Genomic DNA, 20,296 nt, shown 5'->3' with positions numbered 1-20,296 from the left:
ACGCCCTCCCGGAGGTTGCTCGTGCTGCGGTACATCATCAGACGGCTGGCACAGATGGTGCTCGTCGTCCTCGTCCTCTCCCTCCTGCTGTTCGGGTGGCTCCGCGCCCTCCCCGGCGGGCCCGTCTCCGCGCTGCTCGGTGAGCGCGCCACCCCCGAGTCGCGCGCCCAGCTCGAGGCGACCCTCGGCATGGACCAGCCCCTGTGGGCGCAGTACCTGCGGTTCCTCGGACGCGCCGTCCGCGGCGACTTCGGCGTCTCCACCGGTGTCCTGCCCGGGCGGGAGGTCCTGTCGATCTTCCTGTCGCGGTTCCCCGCCACCATCGAGCTGTCGATCGTCGCGATCCTCCTCGCCGTCCTCGTCGGCGTCCCCGCCGGCTACCTCGCCGCTCGACACCGCGGACGGCCCCTCGACGTCACCGGGGTCCTGCTCTCGCTCGTCGGCGTCGCGGTCCCCGTGTTCTTCCTCGCGTTCCTCCTCAAGTTCGTCTTCGCCGTCGAACTCGGGTGGCTGCCCGCCTCGGGCCGTCAGGCGTCCTCGATCGACGCGACCCGCATCACCGGGTTCTTCGTCCTCGACGGGTTGATGACCCGCGAGTGGGACGCCGCCTGGGACGCGTTCAAGCACCTCATCCTGCCCGCGGTCGCGTTGAGCTCGATCCCGTTCGCCGTGATCTTCCGCATCACCCGCGCGAGCGTCCTCGACGTCCTCGACGAGGACTACGTGCGCACCGCGGAGGCCAAGGGCCTCACGCAGGGCGTCGTCCGCAACCGGCACGTGCTCCGCAACGCGATGCTGCCCGTCGTCACGACGATCGGTCTGCAGATCGGTGCGCTGCTCTCCGGCGCGGTGCTCACCGAGAAGGTGTTCGCCTTCCCCGGCATCGGCGACGCCCTCGCCAAGTCGTTCGAGATGCGTGACTACGCGATGCTGCAGCTGCTCATCATGGCCGCCGCCGCCGTCTACGTCTTCGTCAACCTCGTCGTCGACCTGCTGTACGCCGTGATCGACCCCCGTGTGAGGACGGCCCGATGAACTCCGCCAAGAAGGACCGCATCGACCGGCTCGCCGCCACGTCGGGAGGCACGGTCGCCCATGCGGCGTCCGCCACCGACGTGGACGCGGCGACCGGCACCACCTCTGCCGCCCCCACGACCGTCGCGGACGCGGGACGCGTGTCCGGCGGCGAGGGCGTGAGCCTCCTCGCGAGCGCGTGGGGCCGGCTGCGCCGCAACCCGCTCTTCCTCACCGGCGCGGCGATCACGACGGCGTTCGTCGTCCTCGCGCTCCTCTCACCGTGGCTCGCCCCGCACGACCCGAGCGCCCAGCTGCTCTACCCCGAGATTCGGCAGCAGACCAACCCGATCCCCGCCGCACGCCCCGGGTTCCCCCTCGGCGCCGACTGGTTCGGCCGCGACCTGCTCTCCCGCCTCCTCGTCGGCAGCCGCCAGACCCTCTTCGTCGGCGTGTTCGCCACCCTCGGCGGCCTGCTCGGCGGGCTCGTCCTCGGCATCCTCGCCGGCGCCTTCGGCGGCTGGGTCGACGCGCTCGTCATGCGCATCGTCGACGTCATGCTGTCGATCCCGAGCCTGCTCATGGCGTTCTCCATCGCGGCGATCTTCGCCAACCCGAGCCAGCTCACCGTCATCATCGCGATCGCCGTCGTCCAGATCCCCGTGTTCGCGCGGCTCCTGCGCGGCTCGATGATGGCGCAGCGGCACAGCGACCACGTCCTCGCCGCCCGCGCCCTCGGCGTGAAGAAGGCACCCATCGTGTTCCGGCACATGCTCCCCAACGCGCTCGGCCCGGTCATCGTCCAGGCCACGCTCGTCCTCGCCGTCGCGATCATCGACGCCGCCGCCCTGAGCTTCCTCGGCCTCGGCAACCCCGACGACCGCATCCCCGAGTGGGGGCAGATGCTCGGCGCGTCCCAGCAGTACCTGGCCGGATACCCGCACCTCGCGTTCTACCCGGCGGCGTGCATCGTCGTCGTCGCGCTGGGATTCACGTTCATGGGTGAGTCCCTGCGCGAGGCGCTCGACCCGAAGACGAGGCGATGACCATGGCGGCACACACCCCCGCATCCATCCCGGACGGCACCTCCGCGACGACCGACCGTCGGCGTCACGCCGTCGGCACCGAGCCCCTGCTGTCGATCCGCGACCTCACCGTGCGGTTCACCCGCGCCGGTGAGGAGCCCTTCACCGCCGTCGACCATGTGAGCTTCGACGTCCACCCCGGGCAGACCGTCGGTCTCGTCGGCGAGTCCGGCTGCGGCAAGTCGGTCACGTCGCTCGCGATCATGGGGCTGCTGCCCCGCCGCGGCAACGAGGTCACCGGCGAGGTGATGTTCGACGGCACCGACCTGCTCCGCCTCGGCGCCTCCGAGATGCGCGACCGCCGCGGCCGCGACGTCGCGATGATCTTCCAGGACCCCCTGAGCTCGCTCAACCCCGTCGTCCCCATCGGCCTGCAGGTCACCGAGGTCATCGAACGGCACCGCCGCATGAAGCGCTCCGAGGCGCGACCCATCGCCGAGGAGCTCCTCCGCAAGGTCGGCATCCCCGACCCGGCGCGACGTCTCAAGGAGTACCCGCACCAGCTGTCCGGCGGGATGCGGCAGCGCGCCCTCATCGCGATGGCCCTCGCGTGCGAGCCGCGCCTCCTCATCGCCGACGAGCCGACGACGGCCCTCGACGTGACGATCCAGGCACAGATCCTCCGCCTCCTGCGGGAACTCGTCGAGGAGTCCGGCACGGCGCTCATCATGATCACGCACGACCTCGGCGTCGTCGCGGGGCTGTGCGACCGCGTCAACGTCCTCTACGGCGGGCGCATCGTCGAGAGGGCCGACCGACACGAGCTCTTCGCCGCGCCGCGTCACCCGTACACGAACGGGCTCCTCGCCTCGATCCCCCGCCTCGACGCGCCCCGCGGTCGTCGCCTCGACCCGGTGCCCGGGTCGGTGGCCGACAACCTTCCCTGGGACTCCGCCTGCGCGTTCGCGCCCCGGTGCTCCCAGCCGATCGAGATCTGCCGCGAGCGCACCCCCGAGCTCGTCGACGAGCCCTCGGCCGGACCCCGGCCACGGGCACTGCGTTGTCACAACCCCGTCGCGCCGGAGGACCAGGTCACCGCCGCCGGCCGCCCGCCGAGCGCCCCGTCGACCGCGACGACCGCGACGACCACGACCCGGACCACGGGCACGGCCACACCCGCCGGCGGGGGCGCCTCCGTCGCCGCCCCTCGCGACGTCGTCCGCGACGAACGGGCCGACCGACCCGACCCGTCATCCCACATCGACCGCCACGGCCGTCCCGACCAGCCCGAGGAGACCCGATGAGCACCGCCGCCGGGACCACCGGAACGCCGAACCCCGCCGACGGCGCCGCACAGACCGCCGGGCACACCGTCGGAGACGACGTCCTCGTCGACGTGCGGGGGCTCAAGGTCCACTTCCCCATCAAGCGGGGCGCGATCTTCGACCGTACCGTCGGGTACGTATACGCCGTCGACGGCATCGACATGCAGATCCGCCGCGGCGAGACGTACGGCCTCGTCGGTGAATCCGGTTGCGGCAAGTCGACGTTCGGGCGCGCACTCCTCCAGCTCGAGACGCCGACCGCGGGCAGCGTCCACTTCGACGGGGTCGATGTCGCCTCCCTCAAGGGCGAGGCCCTGCGTCGGCGGCGTCAGGACATGCAGATGGTGTTCCAGGATCCGCTGTCGAGCCTCGACCCACGCCAGTCGATCGAGTCGCTGCTCCTGGAGGGGATGCAGGCCCACGGCCTCGTCCGCGACCGGGCCGCCGCGAACACCCGTCTGCGCGAGCTGCTCACCGCCGTCGGGCTGCCGACGACGGCGCTCAAGAAGTACCCGCACGAGTTCTCCGGTGGGCAGCGTCAGCGCATCGGCATCGCCCGCGCACTCTCGGTGAATCCCAAGCTCGTCGTCGCGGACGAACCGGTGTCCGCCCTCGACGTCTCCGTGCAGGCACAGGTCGTCAACCTCCTCGAGGACCTCCAGGAGGAGTTCGGTCTCACCTACCTCGTCGTCGCCCACGACCTCGCCGTGGTCCGACACATCAGCGACGTCGTCGGCGTGATGTACCTCGGATCGCTCGTCGAGGAGGCCGACGCCGACGAGCTGTACGCCGAGCCGCTCCACCCGTACACGAAGGCGCTCATGTCGGCCGTGCCCGTGCCCGACCCGACGGTCGAGGACCGCCGCGAGAAGGTCATCCTCTCGGGAGACCTCCCGAGCCCGGCCGCGCCGCCGCCGGGCTGCCGGTTCCACACCCGGTGCCCGTGGCGGCAGGAGACCCGCTGCGACACCGAGCGGCCCGAGCTCCGCGTCGTCACAGGTCACAGTTCCGCGGGTGACGTGCGACCGCACCGGGTCGCGTGCCACTACGCCGAGCAGATCGCCGACGGCACACTCAAGGCCCATGAGGTCGCTCCCACCGGTGGCGAGCGGTTCTACGAGGCCGGCACCCCCGTCGGCGTCACGGGCGCCTTCGCCGGCCCCGCCTCGCTCGCCGAACTCACCTGAGCCTCAGGCGCGCCCGCCGACACAACCCTGCGTAGCGCCACGCAGTCATCCCTCGACGATCCCTCCGACCATCCGGTCGGGGGGATCGTCGGCGTCCGGCCCCACCCGGTTGACACGTGAGGTAGTTTTACCGGGAAAATCCGTTTTAATATGTCGGGAGCCCGCATGTCCTCCACCCTGGCGTCTCCGTCCTCCGCCGCGTCACCGACCGGGAGCACACCCTCCCGCGATCGCCGCTGGTGGTGGGCCCTCGCCGTCGTCGTCCTCGGATCCTTCACCGTCCTCCTCTGGATGGGCCTGGAGATCGACGAATCCAAGCCACCGATTCCGGCCAGGGTCGTCGCAACCGACGGCACCGTCCTCGTCGACGGTGACGACGTCATGGACGGCCAACGCGTCTGGCAGTCGATCGGCGGCCAGCAGATCGGCTCCGTCTGGGGCCACGGCGCCTATGTCGCCCCCGACTGGACCGCCGACTGGCTGCACCGCGAGGCGACGTTCGTCCTCGACGAGTACGCCCGCGACATGGGCGTCGCGAGCTACGACGCGGCGAGCCCCGAACAGCAGGGCGCGCTCCAGGCCCGCCTGCGGCAGACGTTCCGCACGAACACGTACGACCCGGCCGCCGGCACGATCACCCTCGACCCTGTTCGGGCCCGCGCCTTCGAGGCGAACGCCCGCCACTACGCCGACGTCTTCGGTCGCGGCCACGAGCAGTACGCCATCCCCGCCGGCACGGTGAAGGACCCCGAGGCCATGCGGCAGATGACGACGTTCTTCTGGTGGAGCAGCTGGGCCGCCTCGACGAACGCGCCCGGTGACGACGCGACCTACACCCGCAACTGGCCGCACGAGCCCCTCGTCGGGAACACGCCCACCCCGACGAACGTGCTGTGGAGCATCATCAGCATCATCGTCCTGCTCGCGGGAATCGCGGGCATGGTGTGGTACCAGAACTTCGGCCCGCACGACGACGAGGTCACCGACGCGCCGCCGACCGCCGACCCGCTGCTCGGGTACGAACCCACCCCCTCGCAGCGCGCCACCCTCAAGTACTTCTTCGTCGTCGGCGCCCTGTTCGTCTTCCAGATCGCCGCCGGCATCCTCTCGGCCCACTACGGCGTCGAGGGGGCCGCGCTCTACGGCATCCCGATCGACCGGATCCTCCCCTACGCCGTCGTCCGCACGTGGCACACGCAGCTCGGCATCCTGTGGATCGCAACCGCATGGCTCGCGACCGGTCTCTACGTCGCGCCGGCCGTCGGGGGTCGTGAACCGCGGTTCCAGCGCCTCGGCGTGAACGTCCTCTTCGGGGCACTCGTCCTCGTCGTCGGGGGCTCGATGATCGGCCAGTGGCTGTCGATCACCGGCCGCATGGGGTACGGCACGACGCGTTCGTGGTGGCTCGGCACGACCGGCATGGAGTACCTCGACCTCGCCCGCCTCTGGCAGATCGGACTCCTCGTCGGCCTCTTCCTCTGGTTCGGTCTCATGGCCCGCGGCATGTGGCCCGCCCTCGGCCGCGCCGCGGACGGCCCGCTCACCCCGACGGCCGAGGCACCCCTCGCCGCGGGCGGACGCCGCACCCTCGTCCTCATGCTCCTCATGAGCTGCCTCGCCATCGCCTCGTTCTTCGGTGCCGCGTTCGGCATGGGGCACGACACCCACCTGTCGATCACCGAGTACTGGCGCTGGTGGGTCGTCCACCTGTGGGTCGAGGGCTTCTTCGAGGTCTTCGCGACCGTCGTCATCGCGTTCCTCTTCAGCCGCCTCGGCCTTCTGCGCCCGGCGGTGGCCGCGACGGCGACGTTGTCGGCGACGACGATCTTCCTCCTCGGCGGCATCATCGGCACCGGCCACCACCTCTACTTCACCGGCGCGAACGACCCCGTCATGGCGTGGAGCGCGACGTTCAGCGCCCTCGAGGTCGTCCCGCTCGCCCTCATCGGGTTCGAGGCGTTCCGCAACCTCCGCATCCTGCGGGTGAGCGAGTGGGTCGCCGGGTACAAGTGGGCGATCTACTTCTTCCTCTCGGTGTCGTTCTGGAACGCGCTCGGCGCCGGCGTCTTCGGGTTCCTCATCAACCCGCCGATCTCCCTCTTCTACGTCCAGGGGCTCAATCTCACGCCGCTCCACGGCCACACTGCCCTGTTCGGCGTGTACGGCATGCTCGGCATCGGACTCATGCTGTTCTGCGTCCGCAGCCTCATGCCGGGGCGGGAGTGGAACGACCTCCCCATCAAGCTCGGATTCTGGGGTCTCAACGGCGGACTGCTCGCGATGGCGCTGCTCAGTCTTCTCCCCCTCGGTCTCGCGCAGGCGTGGGCGAGTATCACCGAGGGTCTCTGGTACGCCCGGAGCGCGGAGTTCCTCGCCACGCCCGCGCTCACCGTGCTGCGGTGGATGCGCACGCCCGGTGACGTGTTGTTCGGCCTCGGCGCCCTCGCCATCGGCGTGTTCATGGTCGGTCTGCTCACCGGTCACTCCTACCGGGCGGGTGGCGGGCGCACCGTCCCCGGACAGGCCGTCGCCGCCGGGACGACGCCTCACGAGGAGGCCTGAGGGCGGGCCGCCTCGAGGACCGGCCACCGGGATCACCGCGGGAACGACCGCAGAAGGCACCGCAGGCCGAACGGGCGCGACACACGCCGACGACGGGCGGTGGTGGGGGCTCCCCGCCACCGCCCGTCGTCAGATCCAGCCCTTCTCGTGGGCGAGGTGGACCGCCTCGTGGCGGTTGGCCGCACCGGTCTTGACGACGGCGGCCGAGAGGTAGTTGCGCACGGTGCCGGGCGAGAGGTGGGCGCGGGCGGCGATCTCCTCGACGGGAGCACCCTGCGCGGCGAGCTCGAGCACGTCGGCCTCCCGCGGGGACAACGGGTTCTCCCCCGCGGCGATGGCGTCGACCGCGAGTTCGGAGTCGACGTAGCGGCCTCCCCGATGCACGGTGCGGATCGCCTCGGCGAGCACACCGGCCGAGGCCGTCTTCGGAAGGAAGCCCCGGACGCCCACCTGGAGGGCTCGCTTGAGATACCCGGGTCGGCCGTGGCTCGTGACGACGAGGACGCCTCGCGTCGGCGTGGCCGTGAGGATCGTCTCGGCGACGGCGATCCCGTCGGCGCCCGGCATCTGCAGGTCGAGCAGTGCGACGTCGAACTCGTGCGCGCGGGCCAACGCCATCGCCTCCGGCCCCGACGCGGCCTGCGCGACGACCTCGAGGTCGTCCTGCATCGACAGCAGCATCACGAGCGCGTCACGGAACAACGTCTCGTCGTCGGCCAGCAACAACCGGATCGGGCCCGCAGCGTCAACGTCCACGTCTCCACGATGACATGTCTCCGCCCGTGCCGCGACGGGGTGTCACGCGAGGAAGCACCGCCGTCGGCATCCGGCGGCGCGGACCGTCGGGGCACCCCCCGACGGGACGATCTCATCCCCGGTGTCGACGCACTCCTCCGAGCCCGTCGACGTGCCCGACCGATTCGACCTCTGTGGCGGGCACGCGCGTGTGGACGAGGTACCCCCGACCGTCGTCGGACGGTCCCGCCCGGAGGGTCCCGCCGACGGCCTCGAGCCGTTCGCGCAGGCCGAGGAGGCCCGACCCGAGGCCGTCGGCGGGTGCGAGATGACGGGTCGAGGCGTTCTCGAGGGTGAGGACGACCGCGGTCCCGTCGACCACGAGGTCGAGCGCGACCGAACTCGCCTGACCGTGACGCAGCACGTTCGTCACGCCCTCGCGCACGACCCATGCGAGGGCGTCGGCGCCTTCCTCCCCGATCGCGGTACGGGCGCATGCGAGCAAGGGGTCGTCGACGCCCCTCACCGTCGTGGGGATCCCCGCCGCACGGAGGAGCGATCGGGCACCGGCGATCTCCTCGGCGAGGTCGATGCGGCGGTACCCACGGACGACGCCCCGCACCTCGGCCAATGCGTCATGGGCGAGATCCCGCACGGCCGCCATCTGCGCGACCGCGCGCTCGTCGCCGCGACGGGCGAGTTCGGCGGCGAGTTCGCTCTTGATCGCGACGGTCGAGAGGGTGCGGCCGAACACGTCGTGCAGATCGCGGGAGAACCGCAGCCGCTCCTCGGCGACGGCGAGGTCGGCGGCGACCTGCTGGGCGCGCCACAACCGCCGGACGACGTCGATCATCCAGCGCGTGAGCGCCGCCGAGGGGACGACGAAGACGGAGAACGCCGCGGTGAACACGACGAGTGTGGCCGCGGTCGTCGTCGACACGTGCGCGGGGCCGAGAACGGCAAGTGTGAAGAGCGCGACCAACCCGACCACGACGCAGACCACGGCGACGCGCACCCTCCACAGGAGCACGGCGAGGGAGGCCCCGAGGACGAGCGTGAGCGGGCCGTATGCGAGCGCCGACGCCGCCCCAGCCCTCGTGACGGTGTCGGAGGGCAGGAGGCATGTCGTCGCGACCGTGACCACCGGCCACAGCACCGTGAACGCCCCGACGAGCCACCTCGGCGATCGCCGCTCCCGCGTGACGAGTTCGACGAGGACGACACCGGCGACGATCCACATCCCGCTCACCGCCGCGACGACACCTGCGAGGACGGCGGCGGCGGCGCGGCCCGCAGCCCGCAGCTCCACCGAGACGGCGAGACAGCCCGAGACCTCGAGGAGCGCCGCGAAGAGGAGCACGATGTGCAGACTCCAGCGGCAGTACGCCTCGAGGCGGCGCCGCTCACGGTCGTGACGGGCGTCGATGCGGCCGCCGCCGACGTCGACACCCTCGGCGCCCCGACCGTCGTGACCCTCGGCGGCGTCGTGGGGGACGCCGGTGCCGTGGTCGACCGTGATGTGACGGCCGCGGCGGGCATCGGGGCCGTCGGGGCCGTGATCGGGCATGGGGGTCGCGCTGCTCGGCATGGATTCGACGATGCCCGTCCCCTCGCCGGAGGCCGGTCTCCTGCGGGGCGCCGTGCTCCCGTCTGCGGGTCGGCGCCTCGTCACCGCGACACCTCTCGGCCCCGCGAAGACGGCCCGGGTCGGCCGGGACGATGCACGGGCTCCTCGCCCACGAGCCGTGGGACGCGTCGACGACGGAGCTCTGTGGGCATCTCGGGGAGTCCCCTCCCGGGGCGACCCGAGGCGCTCACGTCGGCCCGCCCCGCAGGTCGGGGCCGCGCGAGGGGGTCGAAGATCGCAGGCGTCATGCCCTCAGCATCTCCCGGGCTCGGACGAGCAGACGGTGACGGATGCGTCGGTCCTCGTGCGCTTCTCAGCGACGGGACGTGACATCCGTCATGGGCGGAGGCGTACGCCCGCCCGACCATCCGATCCGGACGAGGCATCCGCGCGCCCGACCATCCGATCCGGACAGGGCATCGGTGGCGGTGGCGGTGGAAGGCGATCCCGGGCCGACGTCCGCACCCGACCGGCAACGCCGGAGGGCGGGGGAACGGCCGCGCGGGAAGCAAGGCGCGTGGCGGGCGGCGGCCCCTCCTCCGCCGCCCACCACGCTCCGCCTGACCTATCGACGGAGTTCCCCCCGACCCAAGGATTTGTCCCGAACTCGCCCGGAAGAGGCCTGCGGCGACGCGTTCCCCCACGTGTCCGCCCGGTCCGACCACCCGTCGTCCGAGTCGCGGGCGATGCGATCATGGACGCCATGCGTCCGATCTCCCAGTCCAACAAGCTCGCCGACATCCACTACGCCATCCGCGGACCGGTGCCGGCAGAGGCCAAGCGGATGGAGGACGAGGGCCACCGCATCATCAAGCTCAACATCGGCAACCCCGCCCCCTTCGGGTTCGAGGCTCCCGAGGACATCCTCGTCGACATGCGCCGCCAGCTGCCCAATGCCGTCGGATACTCCGAGAGCAAGGGAATCCTCGCGGCCCGCCGCGCGATCAAGCAGTACTACGACGGCATCGGCGTCGAGGGCTTCGATGTCGAGGACATCTACCTCGGCAACGGCGTCAGCGAGCTCATCACGATGACGCTGCAGGCCCTGCTCGACAACGGTGACGAGGTCCTCATCCCCGCGCCCGACTACCCGCTGTGGACGGCCACCGTGTCCCTCGCGGGCGGCCGCCCCGTCCACTACCTGTGCGACGAGCAGGCCGGCTGGGCGCCCGACCTCGCCGACGTCGAGGCGAAGATCACGCCGAATACCAAGGCCGTGGTCCTCATCAACCCGAACAACCCGACGGGTGCCGTGTACCCGCGGGAGGTCGTCGAGGGCATGGTCGAGATTGCCCGCAAGCACGATCTCGTCGTCATGAGCGACGAGATCTACGACAAGATCCTCTACGACGGCGCGACGCACGTCCCCACGGCGAGCCTCGCCCCCGACCTCCTGTGTCTCACGTACAACGGCCTGTCGAAGTCGTACCGCGTCGCCGGGTTCCGCGCCGGGTGGGTCGTCGTCTCCGGCCCCAAGGACCACGCCCGCAGCTACCTCGAGGGCATCGAGATCCTCTCGAACATGCGGCTGTGCGCGAACCACCCGAGCCAGCATGCCATCGCGACCGCGCTCGGCGGCAAGCAGAGCATCCAGGACCTCGTCCTCCCCACCGGGCGCCTCGCCCGCCAGCGTGACGTCACCGTCGAGATGCTCAACGCGATCCCCGGCGTCTCCTGCGTCACCCCCAAGGGCGCGCTCTATGCCTTCCCGCGGCTCGACCCGCAGATGTACCCCATCCGCGACGACGAGGCGTTCACCCTCGAACTCCTCAAGGCCCAGAAGGTTCTCGTCGTCCAGGGCACCGGCCTGAACTGGCCGCAGCCGGATCACTTCCGCATCGTCACCCTCCCCTACGAGGACGAGCTCGCCGAGGCCATCGGACGCATCGAGAAGTTCCTCGCCACGGTGCGCTCGGGCTCGGTCCGGGTCTGACCGCCCGCGTCTCGACCTGCGGGACCTTCGGGGCCCTCGTCATCCGAAACGCTGGACGCGGGCACAATTCGGTCGACGCCTGCTCGGATGGGCAGGCGTCGACCGGTCATCCGGGGGCGACCCGCCGGTAAGCTGGACGAATGTCCAACTGTCTCATCGCGCTTCTCGGAGCCCCTGAGCCGCGCCGACTCCTCAGCCGCCTCCGTGCCCACGCAGTGACGTCCGAGGTCGTCACCCTCACCCCTGACATCGAACTCCCGGACGCGCACTGGAACGGCATCGCCCTCGTCGGCGGCCCCGTCAGCCCCTACGACCGGCGTACCGTCCCCTTCCCCCCTGTCGGACGGCTCCTCGCGAGCGCCGTCGCGCGTCAAGTCCCGACCCTCGGCATCGGGGGCGGTGGCCACCTCCTCGCCGTCGCCCTGGGCGCCCATCCGGGCAGTCCCCACGACCCCCTGCCCCCGGGCATCCGCCACCTCACGAGAACGGCGCAGGGGCGTCTCGACCCCCTGTTCCGTCACGCCCCCACCAACCCGTCCTGGGTGGAGTGCAGCACCCTCGCCTTCACCGATCTTCCGGTGGGCTCCCAGGTCCTCGCCGTCGACGAGGTGGGCCTGCCCCAGGCCGTCCGGTTCGGGCCGGGCGCGTGGGGTTGTCAGGGCCATCCCGAGATGGACTCCTCGACGATCGCCACCTGCCGGGAGAGCCGCCCAGACGGGTCGGTCGTCGACCGGTTCGTCGCCGAACTCGCCACGATCCCGGGAGCTCTCGACGATCTCGGCGCCACGTGGGATCCCGTGCTCGAGGAGTTTGCCTCCCTCGTCGCCGGATCGACCGTCACCGTCTGAGGGTGCGTCGCCCGATCGTCCGGGTGAAGCACCACCGCGACGCGGCGGACCGTACGTTCGGCCGGGCTCCGCCCTCGTTGCGCGGCTCGTCGGCGCTCGGGCGGCGGGAACGGCCGATGACGAGCCGCAGCAAGCACCCTTCCTCCTCCTCGCCGATGTGGTTCGATCGGGCCATCCCCGTCCGAGGAGGCCCCATGACCGTTCTCGTCGTCGAGCACGAACCCGAGGCGCCGCCGGGGCGCCTCGGCGCGACGTCCCTCGACCTCCACGTCGTCCGCCCCTACGCAGGCGACGTCGTTCCCGACGACCTCTCGGACTTCGCCGGATTCGTCGTCCTCGGCGGCGAGATGGGCGCGTACGACGACACCGACCACCCGTGGCTGGCCCCGACGCGCGAGCTCGTGCGACGAGCCGCCGCGACGGACGTGCCGACACTCCTCGTCTGCCTCGGACACCAGCTCGGCGCGGTCGCCCTCGGCGGCGCCGTCGCACGCAACCCGCGTGGCCCCCAATGGGACGTCGTCGACGTCGGCCTCACCGAGGAGGGACGCACGGATGCCCTCCTCCGGCACCTGCCGGACGGCGCCCGGGTCGTCCACTGGAACGGCGACGTCGTCACCGACCTCCCCGACGGCGCAGTTCTGCTCGCCCGTGACCCGCGCGGCGACGTGCAGGCCGTGCGGTACGTGCCGCGAATGTGGGGCCTCCAGTGTCACCCCGAGGCGGATGCGGAGATCGTCGCGAGGTGGGGGGCCGACGAGACCGATCCCGAGGACGCCGCCCGCGCCGCACGCGCGATCGCCGAGGCCCGCAGCTGCGACGCCCTCCTCGACGGGACGTGGCGACCCGTGCTCGAGGCCTTCGCCCGACTCGTCGCGACGAACCGCCGACCTTCGAACCCGGCCCCGGACTGCGAGGTCACACCCCGACCGGTCGCCGAGACCCTAGGTCCGACGACGGGATTCGGTGCACACCGAGCGGTGATCGACGCGCCCGTCACCGAGGCGGGCCGTCCCACATCCGTTCGACGGGGAGCCCCTGCCCCGGATCATGTCGACGAGACGGGCGACGGCGCATGAGGATCCGCGTCGCGATCGTCGGCGGCAGCATCGCCGGGCTCACGCTCGCCGCGTCGCTCGACCCGCAACGGTTCGACGTCTCGCTCCACGAGGAACGCCCCGAGCGACGTGACGCCGGGTCGGCTCTCGCGATCCAGCCCCCGGCGTGGGCCGTTCTCGACTCGCTCGGAGTCGGGCAGGCCGCGAGGAACCGAGCCCACCGGATCACCTCGGCGGCCCTGTGCGACGCGACTGGCCGTCACCTCCTCCGCCCGCCGGGTCTCGCCCTCCACCTCCTCCTGCGGCCCGCGCTCGTCGACCTCCTCGACTCCGCAGTGCCCGACGCCGTGACGAGGCGGCACGAACGGGTCGGGGACCCCGCCGGGTTACGGGCCGATCTCGTCGTCGGCGCCGACGGGGTGCGCAGCGTCGTCCGGCGCGCCGCGTTCGGCGCTACGCTCGTCCCACGCGTGACCCCGTGGTTCGCGCTGCGCGGCCTCCTCGACGGACCACCACCGGTCGCCGAGGAGTACTGGGGGCGCGGCGATCTCGCAGGAATCACGCCTGCGCCGGAGGGCCTCACGTACTGGTTCACGTCGCACGTGAGCGACCTCGGCGCCGCGCCGCACGGTGACGACGCCTGGCGATCCTCCTCCGCCGTCGACGTCGCCGAGGCCCTCGACGAGGCCCGCCGCCTCTTCGGCGCCCGCCCCGACCGAGCCCCCGCGGTACTCGCCGCCCTCGAGCGGGCACGTCCGGAGGACACCCTCGCCCAGAGGATCCTCGAGGCCCCGCAGCCGCGGCGCCTCGTCCGCGGGCGGGCCGTGCTCGTCGGGGACGCCGCCCACGCGATGACGCCCAACCTCGGCCGCGGTGCCTGCGAGGCGATGGTCGACGCACACGTCCTCGCACGGGAAGTGTCCCGTCCCGGCGTCGACCGCGCGAGCCTCGGCAGGGCGCTCGCCCGGTACGAGGCCCTGCGTCTCCCACCGGCCCTGGCCCTCCCCGCCGCCTCCCGCACGCTCATGCGCATGGCGCTGCAACGCCGACTGCAACCCGCTCGCGACGCCGCTCTCGGCGCCGCCGGCGCGCTCGTCGAGGCCGTCGCGCCGTCGCCGCGCCGGTAGGCCGCGAGAACCGCGCCTCGGCCACGTCGGTGCCACGGCGGCGGGCGGCCCTCCACGGGTGGCACCCGGGGCCGGGGACGAACCCCGAGCCGGCCCTCGTCCGTCCGCCCCTGTCTGCGGCGACGCCCTGGGCCGGGCATGCGATCGGCCCGCGCGAGCCCGGCCCGCGGTGTCGACTCACCCGGCCGTGGTCGGCGCGTGCCCACCGCTTCCGCGCCCCCGGGGCCTCCGTGTCCCTTCCTGCGCCCGCACCGGGCCACGATCACCCCGAACGACGACCAGAACTCGGCACGCCCGTAGCTCTACCCCTTCCACCTGCGCCGCCCCGACGACGCCGGGAGTGGTGGTCGTCGTTCGAGACGGTCACCGGCCCAGACGTCGGTCGGCGCATTGCGCGGCCGCCCGTCGGTCTGCCTCGCAGGCACGGGCCCGAACTGCGATCACCGATGGACCGGCCTCTTCCGACCCCGGTCGGCCCAACCCCGTGACCAGCACGATTGCCGGAGCTCCCCCGGGGCCGAGGGTCGTCGTCGTCAGCGCTGATCGTCATCCGGGACCGGAGACCACCGGACCCCGAAGGCCGGAGCCCTCAGCGCACGCGGTTGCGCCATCCCTCGCCCGTCCGCAGGGCGGCGAGATTCTGCTGCACGAGGTCGGCGTACCCCACCGGGCGGCCGCCCGCGCAGTGGGGGGTGAGCAGGGTCCGCGGTGCCGTCCACAACGGGGAGTCCTCGGGCAGCGGTTCGGTCTCCATGACGTCGAGGGCCGCACCGCCGAGCGTCCCCGCCTCGAGGGCGGCGACGAGGGCCTCCTCGTCGAGGACCGACCCGCGGCCGACGTTGACGACGAAGGCGCGGTCGGGAAGGAGCGCGAGACGTCGCGCGTCGAGGACGTGGCGCGTCTCGGGCGTGCCCGGCAGGAGCGAGACGAGGACGTCGGTCTCGGGGAGGACTGCGTCGACGTCGTCGGCGGAGACGACCTCGAACCCCGCCCGTTCACCCGCCGAGCGGGCGACACCCCGCACGTGTGCGCCGAGCGCGGCGAGCATCGGGGCCAGGGTCGTCGCGATGCTGCCGAAGCCCCAGACGAGGACGTTCGCGTCGAGGAGCGTCGTCACGGGGCCCTCGGGGTGGAGGGGTTGGTGGCCGGCGAGGTCGGAGCACCACTCCGACTCCCGCTGGGCGTCGACGAGCGTCGGGAGCCGTCGCACGAGAGCGAGGATCAGAGCGAGCGTGTGCTCGGAGACGGTCGCGTCGTGGAGTCCGACGCCGGAGCAGAGGGTGACGTCGTCCCCGAACCCCGCGTCGACGAGCGCGTCGGTGCCCGCCATGAGCCCCTGGACGAGACGCACCGAGCGCAGCCGTCGCGCGTCGTCGGGGAGCAGGTGGCCGGGACGCGCCCACACGACGAAGACGTCGGCGTCGCAGGCGGACTCGGGCAGCGGACTCGCCGCGTCGTAGACGACGAGGTCGACCTCGTCGTCTGGGGTCGGGGAGGGGAGAACGTCGGGCCACAGCACGCACATCGTCATCCCCCTACCCTCGCAGTCGCGCGCGTTCGCGGATCGGCGCCCCCCACCTGTGTCGGAGGCCTGCCGGGCCGTTCTCCGTGGGACGCCGCCACCGCCCGCGACCGCTACCGTGGAGCCATGACGATGACCCATCCCGGGGCCCGCGCATGAGTGCCGGCCTCGTCGCCCTCCTCGACGACATCGCTTCCCTCGCGAAGCTCGCCGCCGCGTCCGTGGACGACGTGGGTGCCGCCGCCGGTCGGGCGAGCGCCAAGGCGGCCGGCGTGGTCGTCGACGACACGGCCGTGACGCCGAGGTACCTCACCGGGTTCACCGCCGACCGCGAACTGCCGGCGATCAAGCGCATCACGATCGGGTCGCTGCGTAACAAGCTCCTCTTCATCCTGCCCGCGGCGCTGCTGCTCAGCCAGTTCGCGCCATGGCTCCTCACGCCGCTCCTCATGCTCGGCGGCACGTACCTCTCGTTCGAGGGCGCGGAGAAGATCTGGGAGAAGCTCCACCCGCACGAGGACGCCGAGGAGAAGGTCCCGGCGCTGCTCAGCGGCCAGGAGGCTGAGGACAGGATGGTCTCGGGCGCGATCCGCACCGACTTCATCCTCTCCTCCGAGATCATGGTCATCGCCCTCAACGAGGTCGCCTCGGAGCCGCTGTGGGAGCGGGCGATCGTCCTCGTGTTCGTCGCGTTCGCCATCACGCTCGGCGTCTACGGCGTCGTCGCACTCATCGTCAAGATGGACGACATCGGCCTGCACCTCACGCGTCGTGACTCCGGCGTGGCCGAGGCGATCGGCCGCGGCCTCGTCGCAGGGATGCCGAAGGTGCTCGCCGCGCTCGGCGTGATCGGCACGGTGGCGATGCTGTGGGTCGGCGGGCACATCCTCCTCGTCGGGTTCGACACGCTCGGGTGGCACGAGCCGTACGGTCTCGTCCACCACGCCGAGGAGGCCGTGCACCATGCGACGGGCACGCTCGGGGGGACGCTCGGCTGGCTGACGAACACGATCGGGTCGGCGATCTTCGGCCTGGTCGTCGGGGCGCTCGTCGTCGGGATCATGCACGTCGTGCCGCACAGGAAGACGCACGACGACGACGGGCACGGCACCGCCGCGCACGGTGAGACCACCACGACGGGGACGACCCCGGTGGCCGCGTCGACGACGACCGCGGGGACGACCTCCCAGGAGGCCTCGACGCACGGCACCGGCAGCACCGCGGTCGACCCCGCCGACGTGGACGACCGGCAATGACACCCCACCGCTCACGACGGGCGGGCCACCCCGACCGGGGTGGCCCGCCCGTTCGCATGTGTCGCGCTCCGGGGGGAGGTCGCAGGAGGGACGGCCCCGGTCAGTGCAGGGCCGCGGCGAGGTAGGGGGCGGTGACCGAATCGGCGGAACGCGCCACCTCGTCGGGGGATCCGGCCGCGACGATCCGGCCGCCCTCGCCACCCGCGCCCGGCCCGAGGTCGACGACGTGGTCGGCCTCGGCGACGATCCGCATGTCGAGTTCGGCCATGACGACGGTGTTCCCCGCGTCGACGAGGCCGTGGAGGTGGTGGACCAGCCGGTCGCTGTCGGCGGGGTGGAGGCCGGCGGTGGGTTCGTCGAGGACGTAGAGGGTGTCGCCGCGCCGCCCGCGCTGCAGCTCGGTGGCGAGCTTGACGCGCTGGGCCTCACCGCCGGAGAGCTCGGTCGCGGGCTGGCCGAGACGCAGGTAGCCGAGGCCGACGTCGCGGAGGACACCGAGGGAGTGGTGCACGTCGTCCTCCCCTGCGAAGAACGCGTGCGCCTCCTCGACGCTCATCGCGAGGACGTCGGCGATGGTGCGTCCGTGCCACGTGATCTCGAGGGTGCTGTCCTTGTACCGGGTGCCGTGGCAGTCGGGGCACGGGGCGTAGACGCTCGGGAGGAAGAGAAGCTCCACCATGACCGAGCCCTCCCCCTCGCACGTCGGGCAGCGCCCGGCGGCGACGTTGAACGAGAACCGTCCGGCGCCGTAGCGACGGCGGCGCGCCTCGTCGGTCGCGGCGAAGAGCTTGCGGACCCCGTCGAAGAGTCCGGTGTAGGTCGCCACGTTCGAGCGTGGGGTGCGGCCGATCGGCTTCTGGTCGATCGTGACGACGCGGCGCACCGCCGGTGAGCCGGAGGTGACGCGGCCCCGCACGCTGCCCTGGTCGCCGGTGAGGAGGAGGTCCTCCGGGTCGCCGTCGACGTCGGCCTCCCCCGGGCCCTGACCGAGGTGGGCGCGGACGAGGGCGGGCAGCGCCTGGCTCACGAGACTCGACTTGCCGGAGCCGGAGATCCCCGTGACCGCGGTGAGGCAGCCGACGGGGAGCTCGACGTCGAGGCCGTCGAGGTTGTTGCGGACGACGCCCTCGAGGCGCAGCCTGCCCGCCGGTCGCCGGGGTTCACGGACCGTGCGGGCGGAGGTGTCGACGAGGTACCGGCGGGTGACGGACTCCTCGACGTGCGCGATCCCGGCGGGTTCGCCGCTGTAGAGGACGCGGCCGCCGTGCTCCCCCGCGCCCGGTCCGAGGTCGACGAGCCAGTCGGCCTCGGCGATGACGGGCAGGGAGTGCTCGACGACGAACACGCTGTTGCCGCGACGTTTGAGCCCGTGGAGGATCCGCAGCAGCGCGTCGAGGTCGCGCGGGTGCAGCCCGGCGGAGGGTTCGTCGAGCACGTAGACGACGCCGAAGAGCTTCGAGGACAACTGCGTCGCGAGCCGCAGGCGCTGCTTCTCCCCACCGGAGAGCGTCGGCGTCGTGCGGTCGAGGGAGAGGTAGCCGAGGCCGAGGTCGATCATCGGCTGCAGGCGCGCGAGGAGGTCACGGGCGAGACGCTGCGCCGCGAGTCGCCGCTCGGCGGGGCCGGGCGGGGCGGGCGGTGTTCCTGCGCCGTGGGAGGAGCCCGCGGGCGCGTCGGCCGCGGCGCCGCCGAGGTCCCCCTCCGCCGGGTCGATACCGTGGGTGCCCTCTGCGGTATCGGCGTGGGCGTCCTCGGACACCTCCACGTCGGCCGGGTCGGCGTCGGTTGTGTCGGTGTGGGCCGCGTCGACCTCGCCCGCAGCGACGTCGGTTTCGACGGTGGGTGCCCATCCGGGCTCGAGGACGCCCGCGACCACCTCCGCGAGGCGCGCGAGCGGCAGGGCCGTGAACTCGCCGATGTCGAGGCCCTCGAACGTCACCGAGAGCGATTCGGCCTTGAGCCGGCGTCCGCCGCACTCCGGGCAGGGGGCGCTCGTGACGAACTGGGAGACACGGCGTTTGACGAGCGCGCTCTTCGTCGAGGCGAACGTGTCGAGGACGTATCGCCGGGCGCCGACGAACGTGCCGCGGTAGCTCGCTTCGAGTCCCTGCTCACGCGTGCGGCGCGTCTGGGCGGGCGTCATCCCGGCGTAGACGGGCTCGGTGGGGCGCTCCTCGGTGTAAAGGATGAAGTCGCGCTGCTCCTGCGGGAGGTCCTGCCAGGGCACATCGACGTCGACGCCGCGGGACACGAGGATGTCGCGCAGGTTCTGTCCCTGCCAGGCGGGCGGCCACGAGGCGATCGCGCGGTCGCGGATCGAGCGGGTCGGGTCGGGCACCATCGCGTCCTCGGTGACCTCGTAGACCCGGCCGATGCCGTGGCACCGCGGGCAGGCGCCGGCGACGGTGTTCGGGGAGAAGTCTTCGGCGTAGAGCATGTGCTGCCCGTCCGGGTAGCACCCGGCGCGGGAGTAGAGCATATGGACGACGCTCGAGACCGTCGTCATGGTCGCGACGTCGGAGCGTGCCCCGCCGCCGCCGCGTTGCTGCTGGAGGGCGACGGCAGGGGGCATCCCCTCGACGACGTCGACGTCGGGCACCCCCGCCTGGTCGATGAGGCGGCGCGCGTACGGGGCGACGGATTCGAGATAGCGGCGCTGGGATTCGGCGAAGAGGGTGCCGAACGCGAGCGAGGACTTGCCCGAGCCGGAGACCCCGGTGAAGACGACGATCGCGTCGCGCGGCAGATCGAGCGCAACGTCCTTGAGGTTGTTCTGCCGGGCGCCGCGGACCCGCACGCCCTCGGTCCACACGTCGTCCGCAGCGAGGCTCGCTGCCGCTCCGGTCGTCTCCTCGCTGGAGCGCGTCACGTCGTCATCCATGTCCTCAACCCTACGGAGCGGCGGGTCGACGCTCGGCCGCGGCCGAGCGGGCGGTCACGTCACGGGCCACGGGCGGGGATTCGCTGCCTACGATCCGTGGGTGCAGGCACCGGAGATCGGCCACATGGAGAACTACGGCGCGTCCCACCTCATGGTGTTGGCGCTCACGGTCGTCGCGACGGTCGTGCTCGTGCGG

Annotated in this window: 14 protein-coding genes; 10 read left to right on the top strand and 4 right to left on the bottom strand. The window is 72.3% G+C overall.

Features of this window, described 5'->3' with window-relative positions; genetic code table 11:
• Positions 1-21: 21 nt before the first annotated feature.
• The 5 genes from MOPEL_RS06000 to MOPEL_RS05980 all read left to right on the top strand — a co-directional run bounded on the left by MOPEL_RS06000 (position 22) and on the right by MOPEL_RS05980 (position 7,113).
• A complete protein-coding gene (locus tag MOPEL_RS06000; RefSeq protein WP_009481970.1) occupies positions 22-1,035 on the top strand; it encodes an ABC transporter permease in 1,014 nt (337 codons plus the stop codon).
• Positions 1,032-2,060 carry an ABC transporter permease gene (locus tag MOPEL_RS05995; RefSeq protein WP_009481969.1) on the top strand — a complete coding sequence of 343 codons (1,029 nt, stop codon included), beginning with the start codon at positions 1,032-1,034 and terminating at the stop codon, positions 2,058-2,060. Before MOPEL_RS06000 ends, MOPEL_RS05995 begins: the two co-directional genes overlap by 4 nt.
• A 2-nt stretch (positions 2,061-2,062) precedes the next feature.
• On the top strand, positions 2,063-3,343 hold the full coding sequence (locus tag MOPEL_RS05990; RefSeq protein ID WP_009481968.1) for an ABC transporter ATP-binding protein: 1,281 nt from the start codon (positions 2,063-2,065) through the stop codon (positions 3,341-3,343).
• Complete coding sequence (locus MOPEL_RS05985; RefSeq protein WP_009481967.1) at positions 3,340-4,551, top strand: ABC transporter ATP-binding protein; 1,212 nt, start codon at positions 3,340-3,342, stop codon at positions 4,549-4,551. Before MOPEL_RS05990 ends, MOPEL_RS05985 begins: the two co-directional genes overlap by 4 nt.
• Before the next feature lie 165 nt (positions 4,552-4,716).
• Positions 4,717-7,113 carry a nitric-oxide reductase large subunit gene (locus MOPEL_RS05980; protein ID WP_051992227.1) on the top strand — a complete coding sequence of 799 codons (2,397 nt, stop codon included), beginning with the start codon at positions 4,717-4,719 and terminating at the stop codon, positions 7,111-7,113.
• Positions 7,114-7,242: 129 nt separating this feature from the next.
• On the opposite strand, the gene MOPEL_RS05975 is transcribed toward MOPEL_RS05980, so the two are convergent.
• Positions 7,243-7,869, bottom strand: a complete 627-nt coding sequence (locus MOPEL_RS05975; RefSeq protein ID WP_040633135.1) for a response regulator transcription factor — start codon at positions 7,867-7,869, stop codon at positions 7,243-7,245.
• A 112-nt stretch (positions 7,870-7,981) separates the two neighbouring features.
• Positions 7,982-9,436 carry a sensor histidine kinase gene (locus tag MOPEL_RS05970; protein WP_051992226.1) on the bottom strand — a complete coding sequence of 485 codons (1,455 nt, stop codon included), beginning with the start codon at positions 9,434-9,436 and terminating at the stop codon, positions 7,982-7,984.
• A gap of 742 nt (positions 9,437-10,178) precedes the next feature.
• On the opposite strand from MOPEL_RS05970, the gene MOPEL_RS05965 reads away from it, so the two are divergent.
• From MOPEL_RS05965 to MOPEL_RS05945, 4 genes are all read left to right on the top strand, one after another.
• Entirely contained in the window at positions 10,179-11,408 is a 1,230-nt protein-coding gene (locus MOPEL_RS05965) for a pyridoxal phosphate-dependent aminotransferase (RefSeq protein ID WP_040633151.1), read from the top strand.
• Positions 11,409-11,548: 140 nt separating this feature from the next.
• Positions 11,549-12,256 (top strand): glutamine amidotransferase-related protein, encoded by a 708-nt coding sequence (locus MOPEL_RS15795; RefSeq protein ID WP_009481962.1) that lies wholly within the window; start codon positions 11,549-11,551, stop codon positions 12,254-12,256.
• Positions 12,257-12,450: 194 nt separating this feature from the next.
• Positions 12,451-13,335 (top strand): type 1 glutamine amidotransferase, encoded by an 885-nt coding sequence (locus MOPEL_RS15790; RefSeq protein ID WP_009481961.1) that lies wholly within the window; start codon positions 12,451-12,453, stop codon positions 13,333-13,335.
• Positions 13,332-14,441 (top strand): FAD-dependent monooxygenase, encoded by a 1,110-nt coding sequence (locus MOPEL_RS05945; protein WP_009481960.1) that lies wholly within the window; start codon positions 13,332-13,334, stop codon positions 14,439-14,441. The genes MOPEL_RS15790 and MOPEL_RS05945 overlap by 4 nt, the downstream gene beginning before the upstream one ends.
• Before the next feature lie 589 nt (positions 14,442-15,030).
• Here the strand turns inward: MOPEL_RS05945 and MOPEL_RS05940 are convergent.
• Entirely contained in the window at positions 15,031-15,972 is a 942-nt protein-coding gene (locus MOPEL_RS05940; protein ID WP_245544727.1) for an NAD(P)-dependent oxidoreductase, read from the bottom strand.
• A 146-nt stretch (positions 15,973-16,118) separates the two neighbouring features.
• On the opposite strand from MOPEL_RS05940, the gene MOPEL_RS05935 reads away from it, so the two are divergent.
• Entirely contained in the window at positions 16,119-17,219 is a 1,101-nt protein-coding gene (locus MOPEL_RS05935; protein ID WP_009481958.1) for a DUF808 domain-containing protein, read from the top strand.
• Positions 17,220-17,319: 100 nt separating this feature from the next.
• On the opposite strand, the gene MOPEL_RS05930 is transcribed toward MOPEL_RS05935, so the two are convergent.
• On the bottom strand, positions 17,320-20,100 hold the full coding sequence (locus MOPEL_RS05930; RefSeq protein ID WP_009481957.1) for an excinuclease ABC subunit UvrA: 2,781 nt from the start codon (positions 20,098-20,100) through the stop codon (positions 17,320-17,322).
• Positions 20,101-20,296 lie beyond the last annotated feature (196 nt).

Origin of the sequence: Mobilicoccus pelagius NBRC 104925, from assembly GCF_000247995.1 — a bacterium.
Lineage (GTDB): Bacteria > Actinomycetota > Actinomycetes > Actinomycetales > Dermatophilaceae > Mobilicoccus > Mobilicoccus pelagius.
The sequence above is the reverse complement of the archived record's forward strand: the minus strand, read 5'-3'. Positions and strand labels throughout refer to the sequence as shown.

Coding starts and splice junctions, on each gene's coding strand:
- MOPEL_RS05970 (WP_051992226.1), bottom strand. CDS start 9,436: ATGCCGAGCAGCGCGACCCCCATGCCCGATCACGGCCCCGACGGCCCC.
- MOPEL_RS15790 (WP_009481961.1), top strand. CDS start 12,451: ATGACCGTTCTCGTCGTCGAGCACGAACCCGAGGCGCCGCCGGGGCGC.
- MOPEL_RS05980 (WP_051992227.1), top strand. CDS start 4,717: ATGTCCTCCACCCTGGCGTCTCCGTCCTCCGCCGCGTCACCGACCGGG.
- MOPEL_RS05965 (WP_040633151.1), top strand. CDS start 10,179: ATGCGTCCGATCTCCCAGTCCAACAAGCTCGCCGACATCCACTACGCC.
- MOPEL_RS05930 (WP_009481957.1), bottom strand. CDS start 20,100: ATGGATGACGACGTGACGCGCTCCAGCGAGGAGACGACCGGAGCGGCA.
- MOPEL_RS05990 (WP_009481968.1), top strand. CDS start 2,063: ATGGCGGCACACACCCCCGCATCCATCCCGGACGGCACCTCCGCGACG.
- MOPEL_RS05940 (WP_245544727.1), bottom strand. CDS start 15,972: ATGACGATGTGCGTGCTGTGGCCCGACGTTCTCCCCTCCCCGACCCCA.
- MOPEL_RS05985 (WP_009481967.1), top strand. CDS start 3,340: ATGAGCACCGCCGCCGGGACCACCGGAACGCCGAACCCCGCCGACGGC.
- MOPEL_RS05935 (WP_009481958.1), top strand. CDS start 16,119: ATGAGTGCCGGCCTCGTCGCCCTCCTCGACGACATCGCTTCCCTCGCG.
- MOPEL_RS05995 (WP_009481969.1), top strand. CDS start 1,032: ATGAACTCCGCCAAGAAGGACCGCATCGACCGGCTCGCCGCCACGTCG.
- MOPEL_RS15795 (WP_009481962.1), top strand. CDS start 11,549: ATGTCCAACTGTCTCATCGCGCTTCTCGGAGCCCCTGAGCCGCGCCGA.
- MOPEL_RS05945 (WP_009481960.1), top strand. CDS start 13,332: ATGAGGATCCGCGTCGCGATCGTCGGCGGCAGCATCGCCGGGCTCACG.